20 protein-coding genes are annotated in these 19,500 nt (G+C 70.3%); 9 read left to right on the forward strand and 11 right to left on the reverse strand.

The window, feature by feature from the left end:
* Nucleotides 1-5: 5 nt before the first annotated feature.
* The 7 genes from pstC to DEJ09_RS15295 form a co-directional block, all read right to left on the reverse strand.
* Entirely contained in the window at nt 6-956 is a 951-nt protein-coding gene (gene pstC, locus DEJ09_RS15265) for a phosphate ABC transporter permease subunit PstC (protein ID WP_071404716.1), read from the reverse strand.
* A 196-nt stretch (nt 957-1,152) separates the two neighbouring features.
* Nucleotides 1,153-2,259 carry a phosphate ABC transporter substrate-binding protein PstS gene (gene pstS / locus DEJ09_RS15270; protein WP_071404717.1) on the reverse strand — a complete coding sequence of 369 codons (1,107 nt, stop codon included), beginning with the start codon at nt 2,257-2,259 and terminating at the stop codon, nt 1,153-1,155.
* Between the two features lie 287 nt (nt 2,260-2,546).
* A complete protein-coding gene (locus DEJ09_RS15275; protein ID WP_111089140.1) occupies nt 2,547-3,494 on the reverse strand; it encodes an NUDIX domain-containing protein in 948 nt (315 codons plus the stop codon).
* On the reverse strand, nt 3,491-5,656 hold the full coding sequence (locus tag DEJ09_RS15280; protein ID WP_071404719.1) for an RNA degradosome polyphosphate kinase: 2,166 nt from the start codon (nt 5,654-5,656) through the stop codon (nt 3,491-3,493). Before DEJ09_RS15280 ends, DEJ09_RS15275 begins: the two co-directional genes overlap by 4 nt.
* Nucleotides 5,657-5,772: 116 nt before the next feature.
* The gene (locus DEJ09_RS15285) at nt 5,773-6,366 is read right to left on the reverse strand and encodes a hypothetical protein (protein ID WP_111029055.1); all 594 of its coding nucleotides are present in this window, start codon (nt 6,364-6,366) and stop codon (nt 5,773-5,775) included.
* An 83-nt stretch (nt 6,367-6,449) separates the two neighbouring features.
* The gene (gene mshD / locus DEJ09_RS15290) at nt 6,450-7,292 is read right to left on the reverse strand and encodes a mycothiol synthase (protein ID WP_111089141.1); all 843 of its coding nucleotides are present in this window, start codon (nt 7,290-7,292) and stop codon (nt 6,450-6,452) included.
* Nucleotides 7,292-7,975: a response regulator transcription factor gene (locus DEJ09_RS15295; RefSeq protein WP_017888078.1), complete on the reverse strand. Its 684-nt coding sequence runs from the start codon at nt 7,973-7,975 to the stop codon at nt 7,292-7,294. The genes mshD and DEJ09_RS15295 overlap by 1 nt, the downstream gene beginning before the upstream one ends.
* A gap of 178 nt (nt 7,976-8,153) precedes the next feature.
* On the opposite strand from DEJ09_RS15295, the gene DEJ09_RS15300 reads away from it, so the two are divergent.
* The 3 genes from DEJ09_RS15300 (at nt 8,154) to DEJ09_RS15310 (ending at nt 10,256) form a co-directional block, all read left to right on the forward strand.
* Entirely contained in the window at nt 8,154-8,435 is a 282-nt protein-coding gene (locus DEJ09_RS15300) for a hypothetical protein (protein ID WP_128780538.1), read from the forward strand.
* 136 nt (nt 8,436-8,571) lie between these two features.
* On the forward strand, nt 8,572-9,174 hold the full coding sequence (locus tag DEJ09_RS15305) for an FABP family protein (RefSeq protein WP_027466617.1): 603 nt from the start codon (nt 8,572-8,574) through the stop codon (nt 9,172-9,174).
* Nucleotides 9,174-10,256, forward strand: a complete 1,083-nt coding sequence (locus DEJ09_RS15310; protein ID WP_111089142.1) for a folate-binding protein YgfZ — start codon at nt 9,174-9,176, stop codon at nt 10,254-10,256. Before DEJ09_RS15305 ends, DEJ09_RS15310 begins: the two co-directional genes overlap by 1 nt.
* 95 nt (nt 10,257-10,351) lie before the next feature.
* On the opposite strand, the gene DEJ09_RS15315 is transcribed toward DEJ09_RS15310, so the two are convergent.
* Entirely contained in the window at nt 10,352-11,125 is a 774-nt protein-coding gene (locus DEJ09_RS15315) for a class I SAM-dependent methyltransferase (RefSeq protein ID WP_111089143.1), read from the reverse strand.
* Between the two features lie 44 nt (nt 11,126-11,169).
* Here DEJ09_RS15315 and DEJ09_RS15320 point away from each other — a divergent pair, with 44 nt between their 5' ends.
* Nucleotides 11,170-11,916, forward strand: coding sequence for a phosphoglyceromutase (locus DEJ09_RS15320; RefSeq protein ID WP_111029059.1), 747 nt, complete (start codon nt 11,170-11,172; stop codon nt 11,914-11,916).
* Between the two features lie 183 nt (nt 11,917-12,099).
* On the opposite strand, the gene DEJ09_RS15325 is transcribed toward DEJ09_RS15320, so the two are convergent.
* The gene (locus DEJ09_RS15325) at nt 12,100-12,648 is read right to left on the reverse strand and encodes an AAA family ATPase (RefSeq protein WP_111047015.1); all 549 of its coding nucleotides are present in this window, start codon (nt 12,646-12,648) and stop codon (nt 12,100-12,102) included.
* Between the two features lie 69 nt (nt 12,649-12,717).
* Complete coding sequence (gene phoU / locus DEJ09_RS15330) at nt 12,718-13,386, reverse strand: phosphate signaling complex protein PhoU (RefSeq protein ID WP_027466613.1); 669 nt, start codon at nt 13,384-13,386, stop codon at nt 12,718-12,720.
* A 146-nt stretch (nt 13,387-13,532) separates the two neighbouring features.
* Here phoU and DEJ09_RS15335 point away from each other — a divergent pair, with 146 nt between their 5' ends.
* Both DEJ09_RS15335 and DEJ09_RS15340 read left to right on the forward strand, forming a co-directional pair.
* Nucleotides 13,533-14,699: a cell wall metabolism sensor histidine kinase WalK gene (locus DEJ09_RS15335; RefSeq protein ID WP_071404724.1), complete on the forward strand. Its 1,167-nt coding sequence runs from the start codon at nt 13,533-13,535 to the stop codon at nt 14,697-14,699.
* A complete protein-coding gene (locus DEJ09_RS15340) occupies nt 14,696-15,376 on the forward strand; it encodes a response regulator transcription factor (RefSeq protein ID WP_027466611.1) in 681 nt (226 codons plus the stop codon). Before DEJ09_RS15335 ends, DEJ09_RS15340 begins: the two co-directional genes overlap by 4 nt.
* Nucleotides 15,377-15,472: 96 nt before the next feature.
* Here DEJ09_RS15340 and DEJ09_RS15345 read toward each other — a convergent pair whose 3' ends face one another.
* On the reverse strand, nt 15,473-16,129 hold the full coding sequence (locus DEJ09_RS15345; RefSeq protein ID WP_128780543.1) for a hypothetical protein: 657 nt from the start codon (nt 16,127-16,129) through the stop codon (nt 15,473-15,475).
* A 141-nt stretch (nt 16,130-16,270) separates the two neighbouring features.
* Between DEJ09_RS15345 and DEJ09_RS15350 the strand changes: the two genes are divergently transcribed.
* The 3 genes from DEJ09_RS15350 to cysS all read left to right on the forward strand — a co-directional run bounded on the left by DEJ09_RS15350 (nt 16,271) and on the right by cysS (nt 19,477).
* Complete coding sequence (locus tag DEJ09_RS15350) at nt 16,271-16,753, forward strand: CarD family transcriptional regulator (RefSeq protein ID WP_017888066.1); 483 nt, start codon at nt 16,271-16,273, stop codon at nt 16,751-16,753.
* 61 nt (nt 16,754-16,814) lie between these two features.
* On the forward strand, nt 16,815-18,035 hold the full coding sequence (gene ispD, locus DEJ09_RS15355; RefSeq protein WP_111089144.1) for a 2-C-methyl-D-erythritol 4-phosphate cytidylyltransferase: 1,221 nt from the start codon (nt 16,815-16,817) through the stop codon (nt 18,033-18,035).
* Between the two features lie 32 nt (nt 18,036-18,067).
* Nucleotides 18,068-19,477: a cysteine--tRNA ligase gene (cysS, locus tag DEJ09_RS15360; protein WP_111089145.1), complete on the forward strand. Its 1,410-nt coding sequence runs from the start codon at nt 18,068-18,070 to the stop codon at nt 19,475-19,477.
* Nucleotides 19,478-19,500 lie beyond the last annotated feature (23 nt).

A 19,500-nucleotide genomic window follows, 5' to 3' on the forward strand; every position in this document is an offset into this window, starting at 1 on the left:
ACCTCTCAGCTGACTCGGCTGCGGACGATGTACCGCGCGAGCATGTTGATGACCAGGGTGATGACGAAGAGGATCAGACCCGACGCGATGAGCGCGTTCAGGGCCGTGCCGGATGCCTCGGCGAACTGCAGGGCGATGTTCGCTGCGATCGTCGAGGGGTTCTGCGACGTCAGCATCTGGAACGTGACGTTCGTCGAGACCGACAGCACCAGTGCGATCGCCATCGTCTCGCCGAGAGCACGACCGAGGCCGAGCATGATCGCGGAGACGATGCCGGACTTCGCGAACGGCAGGACCGACAGGCGGATCATCTCCCAGCGGGTCGCGCCGAGGGCCAGGGCCGCTTCCTCGTTGAGGGTCGGGGCCTGCAGGAAGATCTCACGCATGACCGCGGTCATGATCGGGATCGCCATGACGGCGAGGACGATCGACGCGGTCAGGATCGTACGACCGGTGCCGGACACCTGGCCGGAGAACAGCGGGAACCAGCCGATGTACTCGTTCAGGAACACGTAGAACGGCTTCACCAGGGGCGCCAGCACGGCGATGCCCCAGAGGCCGTAGACGACCGACGGCACCGCGGCCAGCAGGTCGATCACGTAGCCGAGGACCGGCGCGAGTCGACGCGGCGCGAAGTGCGAGATGAAGAGGGCGATCCCGAGGGACAGCGGCACGGCGATCACGAGCGCGATGAGCGCGGACCAGACGGTGCCGAAGACCAGGGGGCCGACGAAGTCCCAGAAGTTCGTGGCCTTGCCCGGCAGCTCGCCGACCTTGGCGGAGAAGGCCGGGATGCTCTGCCAGACGAGGAACGCGGCGACGAGCACGAGCACGAAGAGGATGAGGCCGCCGGCGATGACCGAGGCGGCGGAGAAGACGCGGTCGCCGACACGGACGACGGGCTTCGGCTTGGTCGGGGTGACGGTGGCCCCTGGCTGGGCCGGTGCGGTCGTCATGGGGTACTCCTGTCGGAGGAACGCCGGGGGAGGCGACGGGTTCTGGGGTGGTGGTGCGGTGTCCGGGCCGTGGGCCCGGACGGGTGCGCGTCCGGGTGGGTCCTGGACGGGTGCGCGTCCGGGTGGTGTCCTGGACGGCTGAGTGCCCGGACGCCGGTCGAGTGGGTGGGACCGGCGTCCGGGCGCTCAGGGGGCCTTACTTGATGGAAGCGACCGCGTCCTTGGCCTTCGACGCGAGGTCGGAGGAGAGGGCGGCCGACTTGGCCTCCTTGGCAGCGGCGTCCTGAGCGGCGCTCGAGACGACGTAGTCGAGGTAGCCCTTCACGAGCTCGGCCTTGTCGGCGTCCTTGTACTCCTGGCACGCGATGGCGTAGGAGACGAGGACCAGCGGCCAGGCACCGTCAGCGGTGTCCTTGCGGTCGATGTCGATCGCGAGGTCGTTGTCCTCGCGGCCGGTCGCGATCTTCGAGTCGGCGACGACCTGCGCGGCGCCGTCGGCCGAGATCTCGGTCGCCTTGTCGCCGACCATCAGCTTCGCGCGGTCGAGGTCGCCCGCACCGGAGTCGTCGATGTAGGTGATGGCGTTGGTGGCGTTGCCCATCGCGGAGGCGACACCGGAGGTGCCCTTCGCGCTGTCACCGACCGAGTACGGGAAGGTCTGGCTGGGCTCTTCGGTCCAGACGTCAGAAGCGTTCGCGGAGACGTACTCCGAGAAGTTCTGCGTGGTGCCCGAGTCGTCGGAGCGGTGGACGACCGTGATGTCGGCGTCCGGCAGCTTCGCGTCCTTGTTCAGGTCGGCGATCTCGGAGTCGTCCCACTTGGTGATCTTGCCCGAGAAGATGCCCGCGATGGTCTTCGCGTCGAGGGTCAGGTCGCTGACGCCGTCGACCTTGTACGCGATGGCGATCGGGGAGATGTAGACGGGGATGTCGATGCCCTTGGTGTCCGCCTTGCAGGACTCGAACTTGCCCGAGAGCTCCTCGTCCTTCAGCGCGGCGTCCGAGCCGGCGAAGTCCGCGGCACCCGACATGAAGTTCTCGCGGCCGGCGCCCGAGCCGTCCGGGGTGTAGTTCACGGTGACGCCCGAGGCCTCGTTCTGGAAACCGGCGGCCCAGGTGGCCTGCGCGGTCTGCTGTGCCGACGAGCCGGAGCCGGTCAGGGTGCCGGAGAGCTTCGAGTAGTCGCTGCCGCTGGTGGAGGAGGACTCGGTGCTGCCCGCGTCCTCGTTCGCCGCGCACGAGGAGAGCACGACTGCGCCGGCGATCGCGATTGCTGCGATCGAACCGATTCGCTTGATGTTCACAGGGGTCCCTTCGGGAATGGAATGCAGTGGGACCACTGCGGTCCCTGGGCCGGTGCCGACCCGGGAGCGACTGTAGGGACGCGAGGTGACCGCAATCACCCCCGCTGGTGAACGGGAGGTGAACGAGGGGTTGTCCACGTCGGGGCGGCGTGCGCCGCTCCCGCGCAGGGAGCAGGATCGGGGGCACTGTGCGCTCGTTCGGAAGATGCGCACGCATGATCGCGGACGAGCGGCCGAGAGGCCCGGATCGCGTTCCCGGGCGCGGCGCGGCCCCGTCGCGTGGCCGGCTACGCCGGGATCGTGTTGCGGTGCGTCTCGACCGCGACGAGGGTGTCCCCCGCGATGTGCATGACGGAGAAGTCCCCGACGGACAGCATCGCGGTGCGGCGCAGGTCGAAGCGGCCGGAGTCGTCGGCGGTCGCGGTGGCGATCCGGGCGATGATGTCGGGCAGCACCGGACCGTGCGAGCAGAGCACGGCGGTCTTGCCCTTGTCGAGCCGGCGCCGGACGACGCCCTTGACGTCGGCGGCACCGCGGTCGTGGGCGTCCTGGCTGATGTCGGCGGTGCTCGAGACCCCGAGCTTCGTCGCGGCGGAGAGCGGCTCGACGGTCGCGAGGCACCGCGCCGCCGTGCTGCTCACGATCTTCTTCGGGCCGAACGCCGCGACCGGTGCCGCGGCGGCCTTGGCCTGCGAACGGCCGACGGGCAGCAGCGGACGGGTGGCGTCGGGGCCGTCCCAGTCCGAGCCGGGCACCGTCTTCGCGTGGCGCAGGGTGATCAGGGCGAACGTGCGGTGCTGTCCGGCGGCGGCGCGTTCGGCGAACCGGTCGAGGATCGCGACGTCCCGCTCGTACGTCAGGCGGTTGCGGGCGTCGTCGATCGTGACCCACTCGAGCGCGGCGACCTCGTGGTTCGGCACGAAGGCACCGGCGCGGGCGTACTCCTTGGCCGAGACCCGGGCCGCCCAGTAGTGCACGACCTTGTCGCGGCCGTTCGGCAGCACGTACTCGGCGGTGCCGAGCGGTGCGCCGAGGTGGACGCGGTACCCGGTCTCCTCGTCGATCTCGCGCACGGCGGTCGTCGGGACGGCCTCGCCCGGGTCCACCTTGCCCTTGGGTAAGGAGACGTCCTTGTGGTGGTCGCGGTGGATGAGCAGCACGAGGGGCGTGCCGTCCTGTTCGCGCCAGACGACCGCACCCGCAGCGACGACGGGGCCCGAGGGACCGCCGCTCACCGAGTCGAGCGCTTCCGGGCCGAGATCTTCCGCATGGTCACATTCTGCACGTCCTCGAGCGGACGGCCCGCATCGTCCGTGGAGTGCCGTGTCCACTCGCCGTCGGACTCCAGGTGCCACGAGCTGGCGGTGTCGGCCATCGCCAGGTCGAACATCTCCTGGACCTCGTTGATGTGGTCCGGGGCGACCAGCCGCACGAGCGCCTCGACGCGTCGGTCGAGGTTGCGGTGCATCATGTCGGCGCTGCCGATGAACACCGCGGGGTCGCCGTCGTTGTGGAACGCGAACGCACGGGAGTGCTCGAGGTAGCGCCCGACGATGCTCCGCACGCGGATGGTGTCGCTGACACCTTCCATGCCCGGCTTGAGCGAGCAGATGCCGCGCACCCACACGTCGATCGGCACCCCGGCCTGGCTCGCCAGGTACAGCGCGTCGATGATCTGCTCGTCGACCATCGAGTTGACCTTGATCCGGATGCCCGAGGGCTTGCCGGCACGGGCGTTGGCGGCCTCGGTCTGGATGCGCTTGAGCAGGCCCTTCCGCAGGTGCAGCGGTGCCACGAGCAGGCGCTTGAACTTCTTCTCGATGGCGTAGCCGGACAGCTCGTTGAACAGGCGGGTGAGGTCCTTGCCCACCGTGTCGTCCGAGGTGAAGAGCCCCATGTCCTCATAGATGCGCGAGGTCTTCGGGTTGTAGTTGCCCGTGCCGATGTGGCTGTAGTGCTTGAGTGTCCCGCCCTCTTGCCGGATGACGAGCACCAGCTTCGAGTGCGTCTTCAGCCCGACCAGGCCGTAGACGACGTGCACGCCGGCCTTCTCGAGCTTCCGGGCCCAGGTGATGTTGTTCTGCTCGTCGAAGCGGGCCTTGATCTCGACCAGGGCGAGGACCTGCTTGCCGGCGGCCGCGGCGTCGATGAGCGCTTCGACGATGGGGCTGTCGCCGGAGGTGCGGTACAGGGTCTGCTTGATCGCCAGGACGTTCGGGTCGGCCGCGGCCTGCTCGAGGAACGCCTGCACGCTCGTGGCGAAGGACTCGTAGGGGTGGTGGACCAGGACGTCGTTCGCCTTGATCGCGCGGAACAGGTCGGGCTTCGTGTTCGGTTCACCCGGCTGGAACTGCACCGGGGTGGTCGGCACGTGCTTCGGGTAGTGCAGGTCCGGACGGTTGATCTTGGAGATCTCGAACAGTCCGCCGAGGTCGAGCGGCGACGGCAGCCGGAAGACCTCTTCCTCGGTGATGTCGAGTTCACGCACGAGCAGGTCGAGGGTCACCGGGTCCATGTCCTCGGTGATCTCGAGGCGGATCGGCGGACCGAACCGACGCCGCAGGAGCTCGCGCTCGAGGGCCTGGATGAGGTTCTCGGCCTCGTCCTCCTCGATCTCGACGTCCTCGTTGCGGGTGACCCGGAACACGTGGTGCTCGAGGACCTCCATCCCCGGGAACAGGTCGTCGAGGTGGTTCGCGATGAGGTCTTCGAGCGGGATGAAGCGCATCCGGCCGGAGTTGTCGTCGGGGAGCTTGATGAAGCGGGAGAAGTTCTGCGGCACCTTGAGACGCGCGAACTCCTGGCGCTGCGACTTCGGGTTGCGGACCCGCACCGCCAGGTTGAGCGAGAGCCCGGAGATGTAGGGGAACGGGTGCGCCGGGTCGACGGCCAGGGGCATGAGCACCGGGAAGATCTGCTCGTTGAAGTACTCCCGCATCCGCTGCCGGTCGGCTTCGTCGAGGTCGGACCAGTGCTCGATGTGGATGCCCGCGGCGTCCAGGTCGGGCTTGAGCGACCCGATGAAGGCCTGGGCGTGCCGGTCCTGCAGCTCGTGGGCCTTCTTCGCGATGTCCCGCAGGACGTCGCTGGGAGCACGGCCGACGTTGGTCGGGACGGCGATGCCGGTGTCGATGCGGCGCTTCAGGCCGGCGACGCGGACCATGAAGAACTCGTCGAGGTTGGACGCGAAGATCGCCAGGAAGTTCGCCCGCTCCAGCAGGGGCTGCGTGCGGTCTTCGCCCAGCTCGAGCACACGCTGGTTGAACCGGAGCCAGCTGAGCTCGCGGTCGAAGTAGCGGTCCGTCGGCAGTGACTCGTGCTCGATCTCGACGACTTCGTCGAAGTCGTCGAGGTCGGGTGCGACGGATTCGCCGTCGAGCTGCGGTTCGGTGTCCATCCCCACATCCTGCCACCCGGCCCCTGCCACCGGAGGGGCCTCGGTGGACGCTGTGGAAACCGGCGGTGAACCGTTCGGTTGTGCAGGAACGGCCGCGACGGACCGAGGTGCTGCGCTCAGCGCGCGAAGACCTGCACGAACGCGCCCCACTGCGCCGGCGCCCGCTGCTCGAGCCACGCGCAGAACTCGGGGTAGGCGGCATCGATGGACAGGACACTGATCACCCCGCGCTGGCCGTGCACCTTGACGTCCAGGCCGCCGAAGCGGTTCGTCGTGGGCCGGATGTGCTTGATGGCAGCGGGGTCGACGGTCCGGGCGGCACGGAACATCGGCGTGACGACCAGCTGCGAGTCGTACGCCTCGACCCGGCGCCGCTTCTGCCCGACGCCCAGGTAGACGAACAGCAGCCCGAACAGCCCGATGCCGAGACCGCCGAGGAGCATCCCGATCGCCTCGGGGTCGTCGAGCAGGGCGAGTGCGGCCAGCAGGAAGAACCCGCCGACCACGATGAAGACGATCCCGATGATCCGGAGCAGCAGGTAGTTCCACCGGCGAGCGCGGACGGTGAAGAGCACGCCGTACGCCTCGTCCCCGACGACCGCCGACGGGGGGCGCTTCCGGTCGCTCTGGCGGACGAGTGCGGTGACGACGGCGGGGATGGCGACCATCGCGGCCATCGCGAGGAACACCGGCGACGGGTTGAAGTTCACCGCCCTGCCCCCGACCGTGCGTCGGGACGTCGTCGTTCGATGGGCGATCCGCCCTGGTCCCCCTGGATCATGGGCGCAGCGTATCAGTGACCTGAGGGTTGCTCCGGCGCCGCGTACTGCACGTCGATCGCGTGCTGCGTGAACCCCGAGCGCCGGTACAGCGCCAGCGCCGGCTCGTTGTCCCCCTCGACGTACAGCGCGGCGGCGGTCAGCCCGCGGCCGCGCAGCCGAGCGGTGCCCGCACGCATGAGCACTCCGCCGAGCCGCTGCCCCTGCAGGTCGGGCCGAACGGCGACGGCGTAGAACTCGCCGATGCCGTCCTCGACCTTGAGCCAGCACGAGCCTGCGAGCTGCCCAGAGGCGTCGCGGAGCAGCAGCAGGTCCTCGCCGGAGAACCAGTCGTCGGCCTCGCGGGCGTGCAGGTCGTCGAGCGTCATCCGCCCCTGCTCGGGGTGGTGGGCGAAGGCGGCGGCGTTCAGGGCGAGCCAGTCGGTCTCGTCGTCGGTGCCGGGGCGGAACGCCGACAGCGAGTAGCCGTCGGGCAGCGCCACGTCGGCATCAGCGTCGGCGGCGACGTCCACATCGGAGTCGGCGACGGGCGCCCGGAGCTGCAGCAGCGTGCGGACCGCGCGCCAGCCGAACCGGTCGGCCAGCGCTTGCGCTGCCGGGTGGTCCCCGTGCGCCCACGCGAGCCGCGGAGCGGCCCCGCCGCCCAGCGCGAGTGCCTGCGTCACCAGGGCCGTGCCGATGCCCTGGCCACGGGCCTCCTGGGCGACGACGAGTTCCAGCTCGCCGTCACGGACCACCGTGACCCCGTGGTCGACGGTCAGGACGGTCGCGCGCCCCGCGCGGACGTCCACCAGGGTCTGGTCGGAGAACGGGGGAGCCTCGCCGGGGGCGACGAAGCTGCCGAGGTCGGGCAGCACTACTGCCCCATCAGGCGCTCGGCCTCGTCGTCGTAGACGTTGAAGCGGTACCCGACGTTGCGGACGGTGCCGATGAGCGACTCGAGGTCGCCGAGCTTGGCACGCAGTCGTCGGACGTGCACGTCGACCGTGCGGGTGCCGCCGAAGTAGTCGTAGCCCCAGACCTCGCTGAGCAGCTGCTCGCGGGTGAAGACGCGTGACGGGTGGGTGGCGAAGAAGCGCAGGAGCTCGAACTCCTTGAACGTCAGGTCCAGCGGCCGGCCGCGCACCTTGGCGGAGTAGCTGGCCTCGTCGATGACGACACCGGACGCCTGGATCTTCGAGCTCGTCTGGCCCTTCGCCGCACGACCGGCCGACAGCCGGATGCGGGCGTCGATCTCGGCCGGTCCCGCGCTCTCGAGCACGACGTCGTCGACGTTCCAGTCGCTGTTCACCGCGGTCAGCCCGCCCTCGGTGACGACGAGCACGATCGGCGTGGTCGACCCCGACGAGGCGAGGATCTTGCACAGGGCCTTCGCGCTGACCAGGTCGGTGCGGGCGTCCACGAACATCAGGTCGCTCTGCGGGGCGTTGACCAGCTGTGCGGCCTCGGCCGGCACGTGGCGGATCCGGTGGCTCAGGAGGCCCAGGCTCGGCAGGACGTCTCCGGGCGCGGTCGAGGTGAGTACCAGGAGCTGTGCCACAGGACCTCCGGAGGTGGATGACGTCGTGGAGACATCCTAGTGATGCTCGGGAAGGACTCATCCGGCCGGACGGATTGCGCGTCATCCCGCACCGCACGGCGCGAGCAGCGCACCGCTCGGCGCGAGCACCGCACTGCACGATGCGTGCGTTCCGCACGTCCCTGACATGATGGAGCGCGTGACCGAGCCCGTGCACCCCACCGACCAGCGTCGCCTTCGGCTGACGTCCGTCCTGCCGGTCTGGGTGCTGGCGGTCGTCGGGGCCGTGCTCGTGCTGACCGTGGCCGAGCGCGACGCCTTCGCCTGGCTGCTGCTCGTCTTCGTCGCCTGCGTGATGGTCAGCTTCGTGCTGCAGCTCATCACCGCCACGAAGGACGGTCTGGTCGAACGGATCAGCATCGCTTCGTCCGGGGCGTTCGTCGTGGTCCTCGTCACCGCGGTGGTGCTCCTGGCGCGTTGAGCCGAGCCGCGTAGACTCCGAGCATGGATTCGCTGCTTGCGCTCGAGCTCTTCTACGTCGGCCTCCTCGGCCTGGCGTCGCTCGCGATCGCGTTCATCTCGGTGGTCGTCGTCGTGAAGCTGTTCAAGGGCCAGCGTTGATCGAGCTGCCCGAGGGCCTCGCCCCCGAACTGGTCCCGCTGTCGTGGCTGGTCGGCGTGTGGGAAGGCACCGGTGTGGTCGAGTACCCGGTCGGTGACGACGACGAGGTCCGGAACTACGAGTTCGGCCAGCGCGTCAGCTTCAGCCACGACGGCCTGCCGTACCTGAACTACTCGTCGACCACGTGGCTGCTCGACGACGACCACACCCCGCTCGCCGCCGAGATGGGCTACTGGCGGATCGACCGTCCGACCGAGCCGGGCGACCGCGGCCCCGCGATGCTCCTGGGTGACGGGCCGACGCCCTTCAGCACGGTCGAGAGCGTCGAAGCGCTCCGCAACACCACGGACGGCTTCGACGTCGAGGCCGCGATCATCCACCCGACGGGCGTCAACGAGCTCTACGTCGGCCGTGTGCTGAAGGGCCGGATCGACCTGTCGACCGATGCCGTGCTGCGCTCGCCGAACGCGAAGGACTACTCCGCCGCGACCCGCCTGTACGGGCTGGTCGAGGGCAAGCTCTTCTGGGCGTGGGACATCGCCGCGCTCGGTCGCGAACTCACCTCGCACGCCTCGGGGCAGCTCGCGAAGGTCGACTGATGTCGGTGTTCGCCGCGCGTGACGGCTTCGTCGCGGCCGACTCGGTCGCCGCGCACTTCGGCAACCCGATCGGGGAGCAGCGCCTGCTGACCCGGGGGCGTGCCGTCGTCGAGCTCGGACTCGGTGTCGTCACCGTCTCCGGACCGGACCGGTTGTCGTGGCTCAACTCGATCACCTCGCAGCAGCTCACCGGGTTGTCGACCGGCGTCAGCACCGAGACGCTCGTCCTCGACCAGGCCGGACGCGTCGAGCACGCGGCCCGCGTCGTCGACGACGGTGCGACGGTCTGGCTGCTCACCGAGCGCGCTGACGCGGCGCCGCTCGCCGGGTGGCTCGACTCGATGCGCTTCATGCTCCGGGTCGAGGTCGCCGACCGCTCCGACGACTTCGTCACCCTCGGCTGGTTCGGGGCGGACGCCCCGTTCGCGTCCGTCGAGTTGCCGGAACCGCCCGTCGCCGAGTGGGTCGACCCGTGGGGCGCCGTCACGCCGGGCGGATGGGGCTACGCCGACCAGGAGGCCCACCCCGGCTCCGACTGGACCCTCCGCATCGCCGTGGTCACCCCCGGCACCGCGACCGCGATCGCCGCGTCCGACGTGCCCGTCGCGGGGCTGCTCGCGTACGAGGCGCTGCGGATCGCCGCCTGGCGCCCGACCCTGTCCGACGTCGACGAGCGGACGATCCCGCACGAGCTCGACTGGCTGCGTTCCGCCGTGCACCTGTCGAAGGGCTGCTACCGCGGGCAGGAGACCGTCGCCAAGGTCCACAACCTCGGGCACCCGCCGCGTCGGGCCGTGCTGCTGCACCTCGACGGGTCCGACGGCGTGCTGCCAGTGCCCGGAACCCCGGTGCTGCTCGACGACAAGCAGGTCGGTCGGCTCTCGGCGTCCGCGATCCACCACGAGCTCGGTCCGATCGGGCTCGCCGTGGTGAAGCGTTCCCTCGACCCCACCGCGACCCTGCGGCTCGAGGCCGACGACGTCGTGGTGACCGCGGCGCAGGAGACCATCGTCCCGCCCGAGGCCGGTGCGACGGCGAACGTCCCGCGGCTGCCCCGCCTCGGAGCCGTCAAGCGCTCCTAGCTCCCCGTTGACGGTCGCAAAACACCGGTGTTCGCCGGTCGCACCGCGGTTTGCGGGTGTTCGGAGCGCGAACACCGGTGTCTTGCGTCGCAGCGTCAGGCGGGCTCGACGGCCGCCCACGGGACGCTGAGCTCACCGAGCCGCCAGCGCGTCACCCCGTGCAGCACCGGCCAGCCGCGGTCACGCATCCCGCGCACCGTGGCGATCCACCGCTGCCGGGGCCCGTACGTGCCGAGCGGAGCGGCGACCGCCCACGACAGGTCGAGGTCGCGCAGGAACGCGTGCACCCGTTCGCCGGGCACGTTGCGGTGGATCAGGGCCTTGGGCAGCCGCTCGGCGACGATCGAGGGCACATCGAGCCCGGCGAGCCGGAGCGACACCGTGAAGGTCCGCGGCGCGACGTCGTCGAGCGTCACCCACGATGCGACCCGACCGACTTCGTTGCAGGTCCCCTCGACGAGCGCACCGCCGGGCTGCAGCCGGTCCTGCATGATCCGCCACGACCCGACCACCGCGGACTCGTCGTACTGCCGCAGCACGTTGAAGGCCCGGATGACGGCGGGCCGGCGCTGCCCGGGCGTCGGGGTCTCGAAGCCACCCAGGCGGAACGTCACGCCGTCGCGGGTGCCTGCGTTCGCGAGCGCGACCCGCGAGGGCTCGATCTCGATGCCGGTCACCTCGACGTCGGGTCGGACGGCCGCCAGCCGGTCGCGCAGTTCGAGCGTGGTGGTCGGTGAGGCTCCGTAGCCGACGTCGGCGACGAGCGGGTCGTCCGTCCGGCGCAGCACCGGCAGGGTCGCGATCCACCGGTCGACGCGGCGGAGCCGGTTGTACCCGGTCGTCCCGCGCGTCACGTTCCCGATGGGCATGCGTCAAGGGTACGGGGCCGGTACCGCTCGGTAGACTCGGAGGCATGACCTCCACGCTCGTCCTGCTCCGTCACGGCAACAGTGACTGGAACCAGAAGAACCTGTTCACCGGTTGGGTCGACGTCCGGCTCAGCGAGCTGGGCGAGAAGGAGGCGAAGCGCGCCGGCGACCTCATCGCCGAGTCCGGCATCGTCCCCGACGTCCTGTACACCTCGCTCCTGACCCGTGCGATCCAGACGGCGGACATCGCGCTGCTGCAGGCCGACCTGGCCTGGCTGCCGGTGAAGCGCGACTGGCGCCTCAACGAGCGCCACTACGGCGACCTGCAGGGCAAGGACAAGGCCCAGACCCTGGCCGAGTACGGCGAGCAGCAGTTCATGGAGTGGCGCCGCTCGTTCGACGTCCCGCCACCCCCCATCGCCGACGACGCCGAGTGGTCGCAGTTCGGTGACCGCCGCTACGCCGAGCTCGGCGACCGGCTGCCCCGCACCGAGTCGCTCAAACTCGTGATCGACCGTCTGCTGCCGTACTGGGAGTCCGACATCACGAAGGACCTCGCCGCCGGCAAGACCGTGCTGGTGACGGCCCACGGCAACTCGCTGCGGGCGCTCGTGAAGCACCTCGACGGCATCTCCGACGACGACATCGCCGGCCTGAACATCCCGACCGGCATCCCGCTGGTGTACGAGCTCGACGACGACTTCACGCCGACGAAGCCCGCGTACTACCTGGACCCCGAGGCCGCCGCAGCCGGCGCCGCCGCCGTGGCCGCCCAGGGCGCCAAGAAGTAGCACCCACGCAGAACGCCCCGTCCGGCATCCGGGCGGGGCGTTCGTGCGTGTGCGGGGCTTCGCGGAAGCGACAGTGGGCCGCGAACGTTCCGCCGACTCCTGTCGCTCTGCCAGGAGGAACGGATCGCCCCGTCGACGACCTGTCGCTTCGGCAGCGTGGTCGGCCCGACGAGCCGTGGCTGGTCAGACGAAGTGCGACGCGATCTCCTGCACCAGCGCCCCGACGTCGTAGGGCTTCGTCGTGTCGACCCGGATCACCGGCACGCCGGGAAGACCGACGGGCCGGGCGTCGTCGCCGTGCTCGTCCCAGAAGGCCAGCACGTCGGCCAGGTCCCCGTGCACCTCGTGCCGCACCGGCACGGTGCCCGGCTCGTACCGGTCGCGCAGCCGCTCCTCGGCGGTGGCGCGGTCCGTGTCGCACCACACCTCGACGGCGCGAGGCGACCCCGCGGACGCGAGTCCGGCCTCCAGGAGGTCGCGGTCACGGGACGGCAGCCAGACGGCGTCGAGGACGACCCCGTTCTCGACGGCCCGCGCCATGGACCACATCGTGTCCATCGCGATACCGCCGAGCGGCCGCGAGGCGATCATCGGGCCGACGACGTCGGCGAGGGGCTCCTTGATGCGGTCCTTCGACAGGAACGGGCAGCCGAGCACCTCGGCGAGTGCCGTGCCGATGCTGCTCTTGCCGGAACCGGGCATGCCGTTGACGATGATCGCGACCTGGGCCATGCCACGATCCTCGCAGACCGATCGGGCCGGGTCAGACCGATCGGGCCGGGTCAGACCGATCGGGCCGGGTCAGACCGCCGCGGTCGAGGTGGACGCGCCGGTCCAGTCGCCGGTGGCCAGGTACTCGACCTTCTTCGCGATCGAGACCGCGTGGTCGGCGAAGCGCTCGTGGTAGCGGGAGGCCAGGGTGGCGTCGACGGTGTCGATCGGACCGCCCTTCCAGGCCTCGCCGAGCACGAAGTCGAAGACGCTGGCGTGCAGTTCGTCGACGGCGTCGTCCTCGTCGCGGATCTCGGCCGACAGCGCGATGTCCTCGGTGGCGAGCAGCCGCGTGAGCTTCTGCGCCATCGCGACGTCGTGCCGGCCCATCTCCTTGAAGGTGCTGCGGAGGCCCTTCGGCACGACCTTCTCGGGGAAGCGCTGGCGGGCGAGCTGCGCGATGTGCTCGGCCATGTCGCCCATGCGCTCGAGCGAGGAGCTGACGCGCAGGGCCGTGACGACGACGCGCAGGTCGCGGGCGACCGGGGCCTGGCGGGCGAGGATGTCGATCGCGATCTCGTCGAGGCTGTTCGCGGCGAGGTCGATCTTCTCGTCGTCGGCGATCACCTCTTCGGCGAGGGCGACGTCGGAGTCGCTGAAGGCCTGCGTGGCTCGGGTGATGGCGGACTCGACGAGCCCGGCGATCTCGGTCAGTCGCTCCTGGACGTCCTGGAGTTCCTGCTGGAAGACTTCGCGCATGGGGGAGTACCTCTCTCTGCGTACCGGACGAGTGTCGTCAGCCCAGGTGAACGAACGGTGACGCGGGGCTGAACGCTTCGCGTTCTGGCCTTCCGCAGACGGTGAACGGTACCGGAACCCCGCATGACCATCCCTACACTGGCGGCATGGACAACGCGTGGCTCGTGCCACTGTCGATGCTCCTCGGCGGGGTCTTCGGCGCGGGCGTCGTGGTGCTGATCATCACCGCCGAGCGGACGGCACGTGCTGCCGACGTGGCGGAGCGGACCCTGCCGGACGGCGTCGCAGCGGTCATCGCGACGATGCACAACCCGGCGGTCGTCATCGACCCGTCGAACACCGTCGTCGCGGCATCCCCCCAGGCCCTCACGGCGGGGCTCGTCGTGCGCCGGCGCCTGGTGCACCACGAACTGCTCGAGCTCATCGACCGGGTGCGCAAGAGCGGGGAGATGGGGTCGGAGGACCTCGAGCTGCCGCGTGGTCGCCACGGGGAGCTCATCGGCTACCTCAGCTTCCGTGCCGCCCAGCTCGGCAACCGGTACGTCCTGCTCACGGCGGACGACCTGACCGAGAGCCGGCGCATCGACGAGGTCCGCCGCGACTTCGTCGCCAACATCTCGCACGAGCTGAAGACGCCGATCGGCGCCATCGGCCTGCTGTCCGAGACCCTCGTCCTCGCCGCCGACGACCCCGTGCACGTGAAGAAGTTCGCCGCGCAGCTCATCACCGAGTCCGAGCGGCTCGGAGCGCTGACGAAGGACATCATCGAGCTGTCCCGGCTGCAGTCCGTCGACGCGCTCGAGAACAGCGAGGAGACCGGCATCGACAAGATCGTGCAGGCCGCCATCGACGCGAACGAGGTCGTCGCCCGCGCCCGCTCGATCGAGATCATCCGCGCCAAGAAGTCGAAGCTGCGGGTGATGGGCGACCGCGGGCTGCTGCAGGTCGCGGTGTCGAACCTCATCGCCAACGCGGTGAAGTACTCGCCGGACAACACCCGCGTGGGCGTGGGCGTCCGGTCGTCGAAGGGCTTCGTCGAGATCGCCATCACCGACCAGGGCGTCGGCATCCCCGAGGCCGACCTCGACCGCGTCTTCGAACGGTTCTACCGTGTCGATCCCGCACGGTCGCGCGCCACCGGGGGCACCGGCCTCGGGCTCGCGATCGTCAAGCACGTCGTCAGCAACCACGGTGGTGACGTGCGCGTCTGGTCGCAGCCCGGCAAGGGCTCGACCTTCACCATCCGTCTGCCCGAGGCAGACCCCGAACTGACCACAGCACTCGAAGAGCAACTGGAAGAGCAGCCATCGTGACCAAGATCCTCATCGTCGACGACGAGCCGGCCCTGAGCGAGCCCCTGGAGTTCCTGCTGCAGCGCGAGGGGTACGAGACCTCCGTTGCTGCCGACGGCGTCACCGCGCTGTCGAAGTTCGACGCGGAGAACCCCGACCTGGTGCTCCTCGACCTCATGCTGCCGGGCCTGAGCGGCACCGAGGTGTGCCGGCAGATCCGGACCCGGTCGAACGCGCCGATCATCATGCTGACCGCGAAGGACTCGGAGGTGGACATCGTCGTCGGGCTCGAGCTCGGCGCCGACGACTACGTGACGAAGCCGTACTCGACCCGGGAGCTCCTGGCCCGGATCCGTGCCGTGCTCCGTCGCCGGACCGAGGACGACCCGGCGGACAGCGGCATCCTGCAGGTCGGCGGCATCCGGATGGACGTCGAGCGGCACACGGTGTCGGTCGACGGGTCCGAGACCCCGATGCCGCTCAAGGAGTTCGAGCTCCTCGAGCTGCTGCTCCGGAACGCCGGCCGTGTCCTGACCCGCGGGCAGCTCATCGACCGGGTGTGGGGTTCCGACTACTTCGGCGACACCAAGACCCTCGACGTGCACATCAAGCGCATCCGCTCGAAGATCGAGCGGGTCCCGTCGACCCCCGAGATCCTGGTGACGGTCCGCGGTCTCGGGTACCGCATCGAGGCCTGAGGCGGACGGACAGGAGGCCCGGTGCGAGTCCTTGGGACTCGCACCGGGCCTCCTGTGCGAACGGTCCGGGCGCGGTGTCAGCCGCGCCCGTCGGCGTCAGTTCGTGCCGTTGTCGCCCTCGGACGAATCCGTCTGCGAGTCCGTCGGCTGCGTGCCGGGCACGGCCTCGCCGGTCGACTGTGCGCCGCTCTCGGACGGGGACGTCGAGGTGGGCGTCGGGGTCGGGCTCGGCGCGAGGGTCTGGTACTCCTCCTGCGAGCTCGTCAGCACCGGCACGTTGGCCGAGGTGCCCTCGGCGTCGGGGTAGCTGAAGTAGACCTTCACGAGCGAACCGGGCTTGGCGTCCGCGTTGTCGAACACGATCGGCTCGGCGTCACCGGCGGTCGTGCCCTGCGTGGTGTCGCCCTCTTGCACGCTCGACTCGTCGTCGCTGCCCGCACCCGCGGCCATGGCGAGGTCGACGTGGGTGTTGGCCGGCACGTCGACGGTCTGGGTGTCGCCGCCGATCTCGATCGAGACGGTGTAGTCGTCCTGGTCGTCGTTGTTCACCAGCGTGCCGATGAAGCGGGCGCTCTCACCGTCGTCCGAGATCAGGAGGGCGTTCCGCACGTCGACCTTGCCGGTCGAGACGTCCACGCCGTCGGTGATCTGCTTGATGTCGACGGTGTGGGCCGGCGACATGAACTCGCACCCGGTGGCGCCGAGCGCGATGGTTGCCGCAACGGCGACGGACACGAGTACCCGAGGTCGCAAGAGATTCCTCCGTAAGTCACGATGGAGACCGGGCGGTCCCCGCGCCCATCCTAGCGATCACCGGGAGGGGTGAGCGTTGAGGGTCCCCTTACCGGAACGGCCCTTGTGGTAAACTGGATGTCTGGGAACGGAGCCTGATACATGCAATTCGAGGTCGGCGAGACCGTCGTCTACCCCCATCACGGGGCGGCAACCATCTCTGAAGTCAAGACTCGCGTCATCAAGGGCGAGGAAAAGGTCTACCTGAAACTGCGGGTGACGCAGGGTGACCTGACGATCGAGGTCCCGGCGGACAACGTCGACCTGGTCGGCGTCCGCGACGTGATCGGCAAGGAAGGACTCGACAAGGTGTTCGAGGTCCTCCGGGCGCCGTTCACGGAAGAGCCCACCAACTGGTCACGCCGCTACAAGGCGAACCTCGAGAAGCTCGCTTCCGGTGACGTCATCAAGGTGTCCGAGGTCGTCCGCGACCTCTGGCGGCGCGATCAGGACCGCGGGCTCTCCGCGGGTGAGAAGCGGATGCTGGCCAAGGCCCGGCAGATCCTCATCTCCGAGCTCGCGCTGGCCGAGAAGACCGACGAGGACAAGGCATCGACCGTCCTCGACGAGGTCCTGGCTTCCTGAGCCTGACGACAGCGCACTGAACGCGACAGCACGAACGACGACCGCACGGTTCCCCGAAGGAGTGGACCGGTCGGTCGTCGTCGTTGCGGCCGGCTCCGGCACCCGGCTCGGCATCGGGACCGCGAAGGCGTTCGTGCCCGTGGCCGGTGCGCTGATGCTCGCGCGGGCGCTCGAACCCCTGTTCGCCTTGCCGTCGCCGACGCTCGTCGTCGTGGTCGCACCGGCGTCGCACCTGGACGAGTGCCGGCAGGTGGTCGGTTCGGTCGCGGGTGCTGCGGTCGCGTACACGGCCGTCGTCGCCGGAGGCACGGATCGCCACGGTTCGGTCGAGGCCGGCCTGGCCGTCCTGCCGGACTCCGTCACCACGGTGCTCGTGCACGACGCGGCGCGGTGCCTCACGCCCGCGGCACAGTTCTCGCGGGTGTTCGACGCCGTCGCCGCCGGTGACGGTGCGGGCGTCGTGCCGGCACTCCCCGTCACGGACACGGTCAAGCGGGTCGACGGTGACGTCGTCGTCGAGACCGTCGACCGTGCGGCGCTCGTCGGGGTGCAGACGCCGCAGGGCTTCCCGCTCGCGGCACTGCGGCGTGCGTACGCGGTGTCGTCGCAGTCCGAGACGGACGATGCCGGGGTGTTCCAGGCCGTCGGGGGCACCGTGCGCTTTGTGCCGGGTGACGCCGACGCCTTCAAGATCACGACGCCGTGGGACCTCGGCCGGGCCGAGTCGATCGTGCGGGCGCGGACCGAGGCTGGTGCTGGTGCTGGTGCTGGTGCGGCTGCCGGTGCGGCGGGTGCCAGCCAGGCCGACGCCGTCGCGGTCCGACTCGGGCTCGGGGTCGACGTGCACGCCTTCGACGACGCCTCGCCCTGCCGCGTGGGGCTGCTCGACTTCCCCGGCGAACCCGGCCTCTCCGGGCACAGCGACGGTGACGCGGTGGCGCACGCGGTGTGCGACGCCCTGCTCTCCGCCGGGGGCCTCGGCGACATCGGCGGGCGCTTCGGCACCGCGGACCCGCAGTACGCCGGCGCCACGGGCGACGTGTTCGTCCGCGGCGCGGTCGCGCTGCTCGCCGACGCCGGGCTCGTGCCGGTGTCCGTCACCGTGCAGGTCATCGGCAACCGGCCGCGCATCGGCCGCCGCCGTGACGAGATGCAGGACGCCCTGTCCGCGGTCGTCGGTGCGCCCGTCGCCGTGTCCGGCACGACGACCGACGGGCTCGGGTTCACCGGCCGTGGCGAGGGGCTCGCGGCGATCGCCACGGCACTCGTGCGTCCCTCCTGAAACGGCGGCCCCGCGCCGATTATGGTTGAGGCGTGACCGTTCGCCTCTACGACTCCCGCGCCGCAGCCGTCGTCGACCTCGTGCCCCTGGTCGACGGACACGTGAGCGTCTACGTCTGTGGTCCGACGGTGCAGTCGTCGCCGCACATCGGGCACCTGCGGTCCGCGCTCGTCTACGACATCTGGCGTCGGTGGCTCACCCACCGCGGGTACCGGGTGACCCTGGTGCGCAACGTCACCGACATCGACGACAAGGTCCTCGACCTGGCTGCAGGCACGGACGAGGAGTGGTTCGCCCGCGCCTACCGGGTCGAGCTCGAGTTCACGGCCGCGTACAACGCCCTCGGCATCCTGCCCCCGACCTACGAGCCCCGCGCCACCGCGAGCGTGCCGCAGATGCACGAGATCATCCAGCGCCTCATCGACCGCGGGCACGCCTACGCCGCCGACGACGGCTCGGGTGACGTCTACTTCGACACCGGCAGCTGGGCCGACTACGGGGTGCTCACCCGGCAGCGGCGCGAGGACATGGTCGAGGCCGCCGACGCCGATCCGCGTGGCAAGCGCGACGCCCGTGACTTCGCGCTCTGGAAGGGTGCGAAGCCCGGCGAGCCCTCGACCGCCAACTGGGACTCCCCGTGGGGCGCCGGCCGCCCGGGCTGGCACATCGAGTGCTCGGCGATGTCCCGTCGGTACCTCGGCCCCGCGTTCGACATCCACGGCGGCGGGCTCGACCTGCGCTTCCCGCACCACGAGAACGAGCTGGCGCAGTCCACGGCCGCCGGAGACCCGTTCGCGTCGTACTGGCTGCACAACGGCCTGGTGACGGTCGAGGGCCAGAAGATGTCGAAGTCGCTCGGCAACTCGATCTTCGCGGCGGACTTCCTCGGATCCGCCCGTCCCGCCGTCGTCCGCTACTTCCTCGGTGCCGCCCACTACCGCTCGTCGATCGACCACCACGAGGGCTCACTGACCGAGGCCGAGGCGGCGTACGACCGCATCGCCGGGTTCCTCGAGCGCGCCGAGACCCGGCTCGAGGGCGTCCACCTCGCCGACGCCCCGGCCGTGCCCGACGCCTTCGCCGCGGCGATGGACGACGACCTCTCCGTGCCCCAGGCCCTGGCCGTGCTGCACGAGACCGTGCGCACCGGCAACGCTGCCCTGGACGCCGACGATGCGGAAACGCTCGGGACCGCGTACCATCAGGTGGCTGCGATGGTGGAGGTGCTCGGCATCGACCCGCGAGCCGACCACTGGTCGGGCGGCGGCCACGACACCTCGGCAGGCCCGCTCGCCGCCCTCGTCGAACGCCTCGTGCAGGAGCGCGCGGACGCCAGGGCAGCACGGGACTTCACCGCGGCCGACCGCGTGCGCGACGACCTCGCCGCCGCGGGCATCACGATCGAGGACACGCCGTCCGGAACACGCTGGAGCATCGCCTGAACACGGCAGTGCCGAACAGGAGC

Source organism: Curtobacterium sp. MCLR17_055 (assembly GCF_003234305.1).
Classification (GTDB): Bacteria; Actinomycetota; Actinomycetes; order Actinomycetales; family Microbacteriaceae; genus Curtobacterium; species Curtobacterium flaccumfaciens.

Excerpts from the sequence above, each read along its gene's own strand:
- DEJ09_RS15280 (WP_071404719.1), bottom strand. The coding sequence starts at position 5,656 with ATGGACACCGAACCGCAGCTCGACGGCGAATCCGTCGCACCCGACCTC.
- DEJ09_RS15320 (WP_111029059.1), top strand. The coding sequence starts at position 11,170 with ATGACCTCCACGCTCGTCCTGCTCCGTCACGGCAACAGTGACTGGAAC.
- pstC (WP_071404716.1), bottom strand. The coding sequence starts at position 956 with ATGACGACCGCACCGGCCCAGCCAGGGGCCACCGTCACCCCGACCAAG.
- phoU (WP_027466613.1), bottom strand. The coding sequence starts at position 13,386 with ATGCGCGAAGTCTTCCAGCAGGAACTCCAGGACGTCCAGGAGCGACTG.
- DEJ09_RS15335 (WP_071404724.1), top strand. The coding sequence starts at position 13,533 with ATGGACAACGCGTGGCTCGTGCCACTGTCGATGCTCCTCGGCGGGGTC.
- DEJ09_RS15325 (WP_111047015.1), bottom strand. The coding sequence starts at position 12,648 with ATGGCCCAGGTCGCGATCATCGTCAACGGCATGCCCGGTTCCGGCAAG.
- DEJ09_RS15310 (WP_111089142.1), top strand. The coding sequence starts at position 9,174 with ATGTCGGTGTTCGCCGCGCGTGACGGCTTCGTCGCGGCCGACTCGGTC.
- DEJ09_RS15315 (WP_111089143.1), bottom strand. The coding sequence starts at position 11,125 with ATGCCCATCGGGAACGTGACGCGCGGGACGACCGGGTACAACCGGCTC.
- DEJ09_RS15350 (WP_017888066.1), top strand. The coding sequence starts at position 16,271 with ATGCAATTCGAGGTCGGCGAGACCGTCGTCTACCCCCATCACGGGGCG.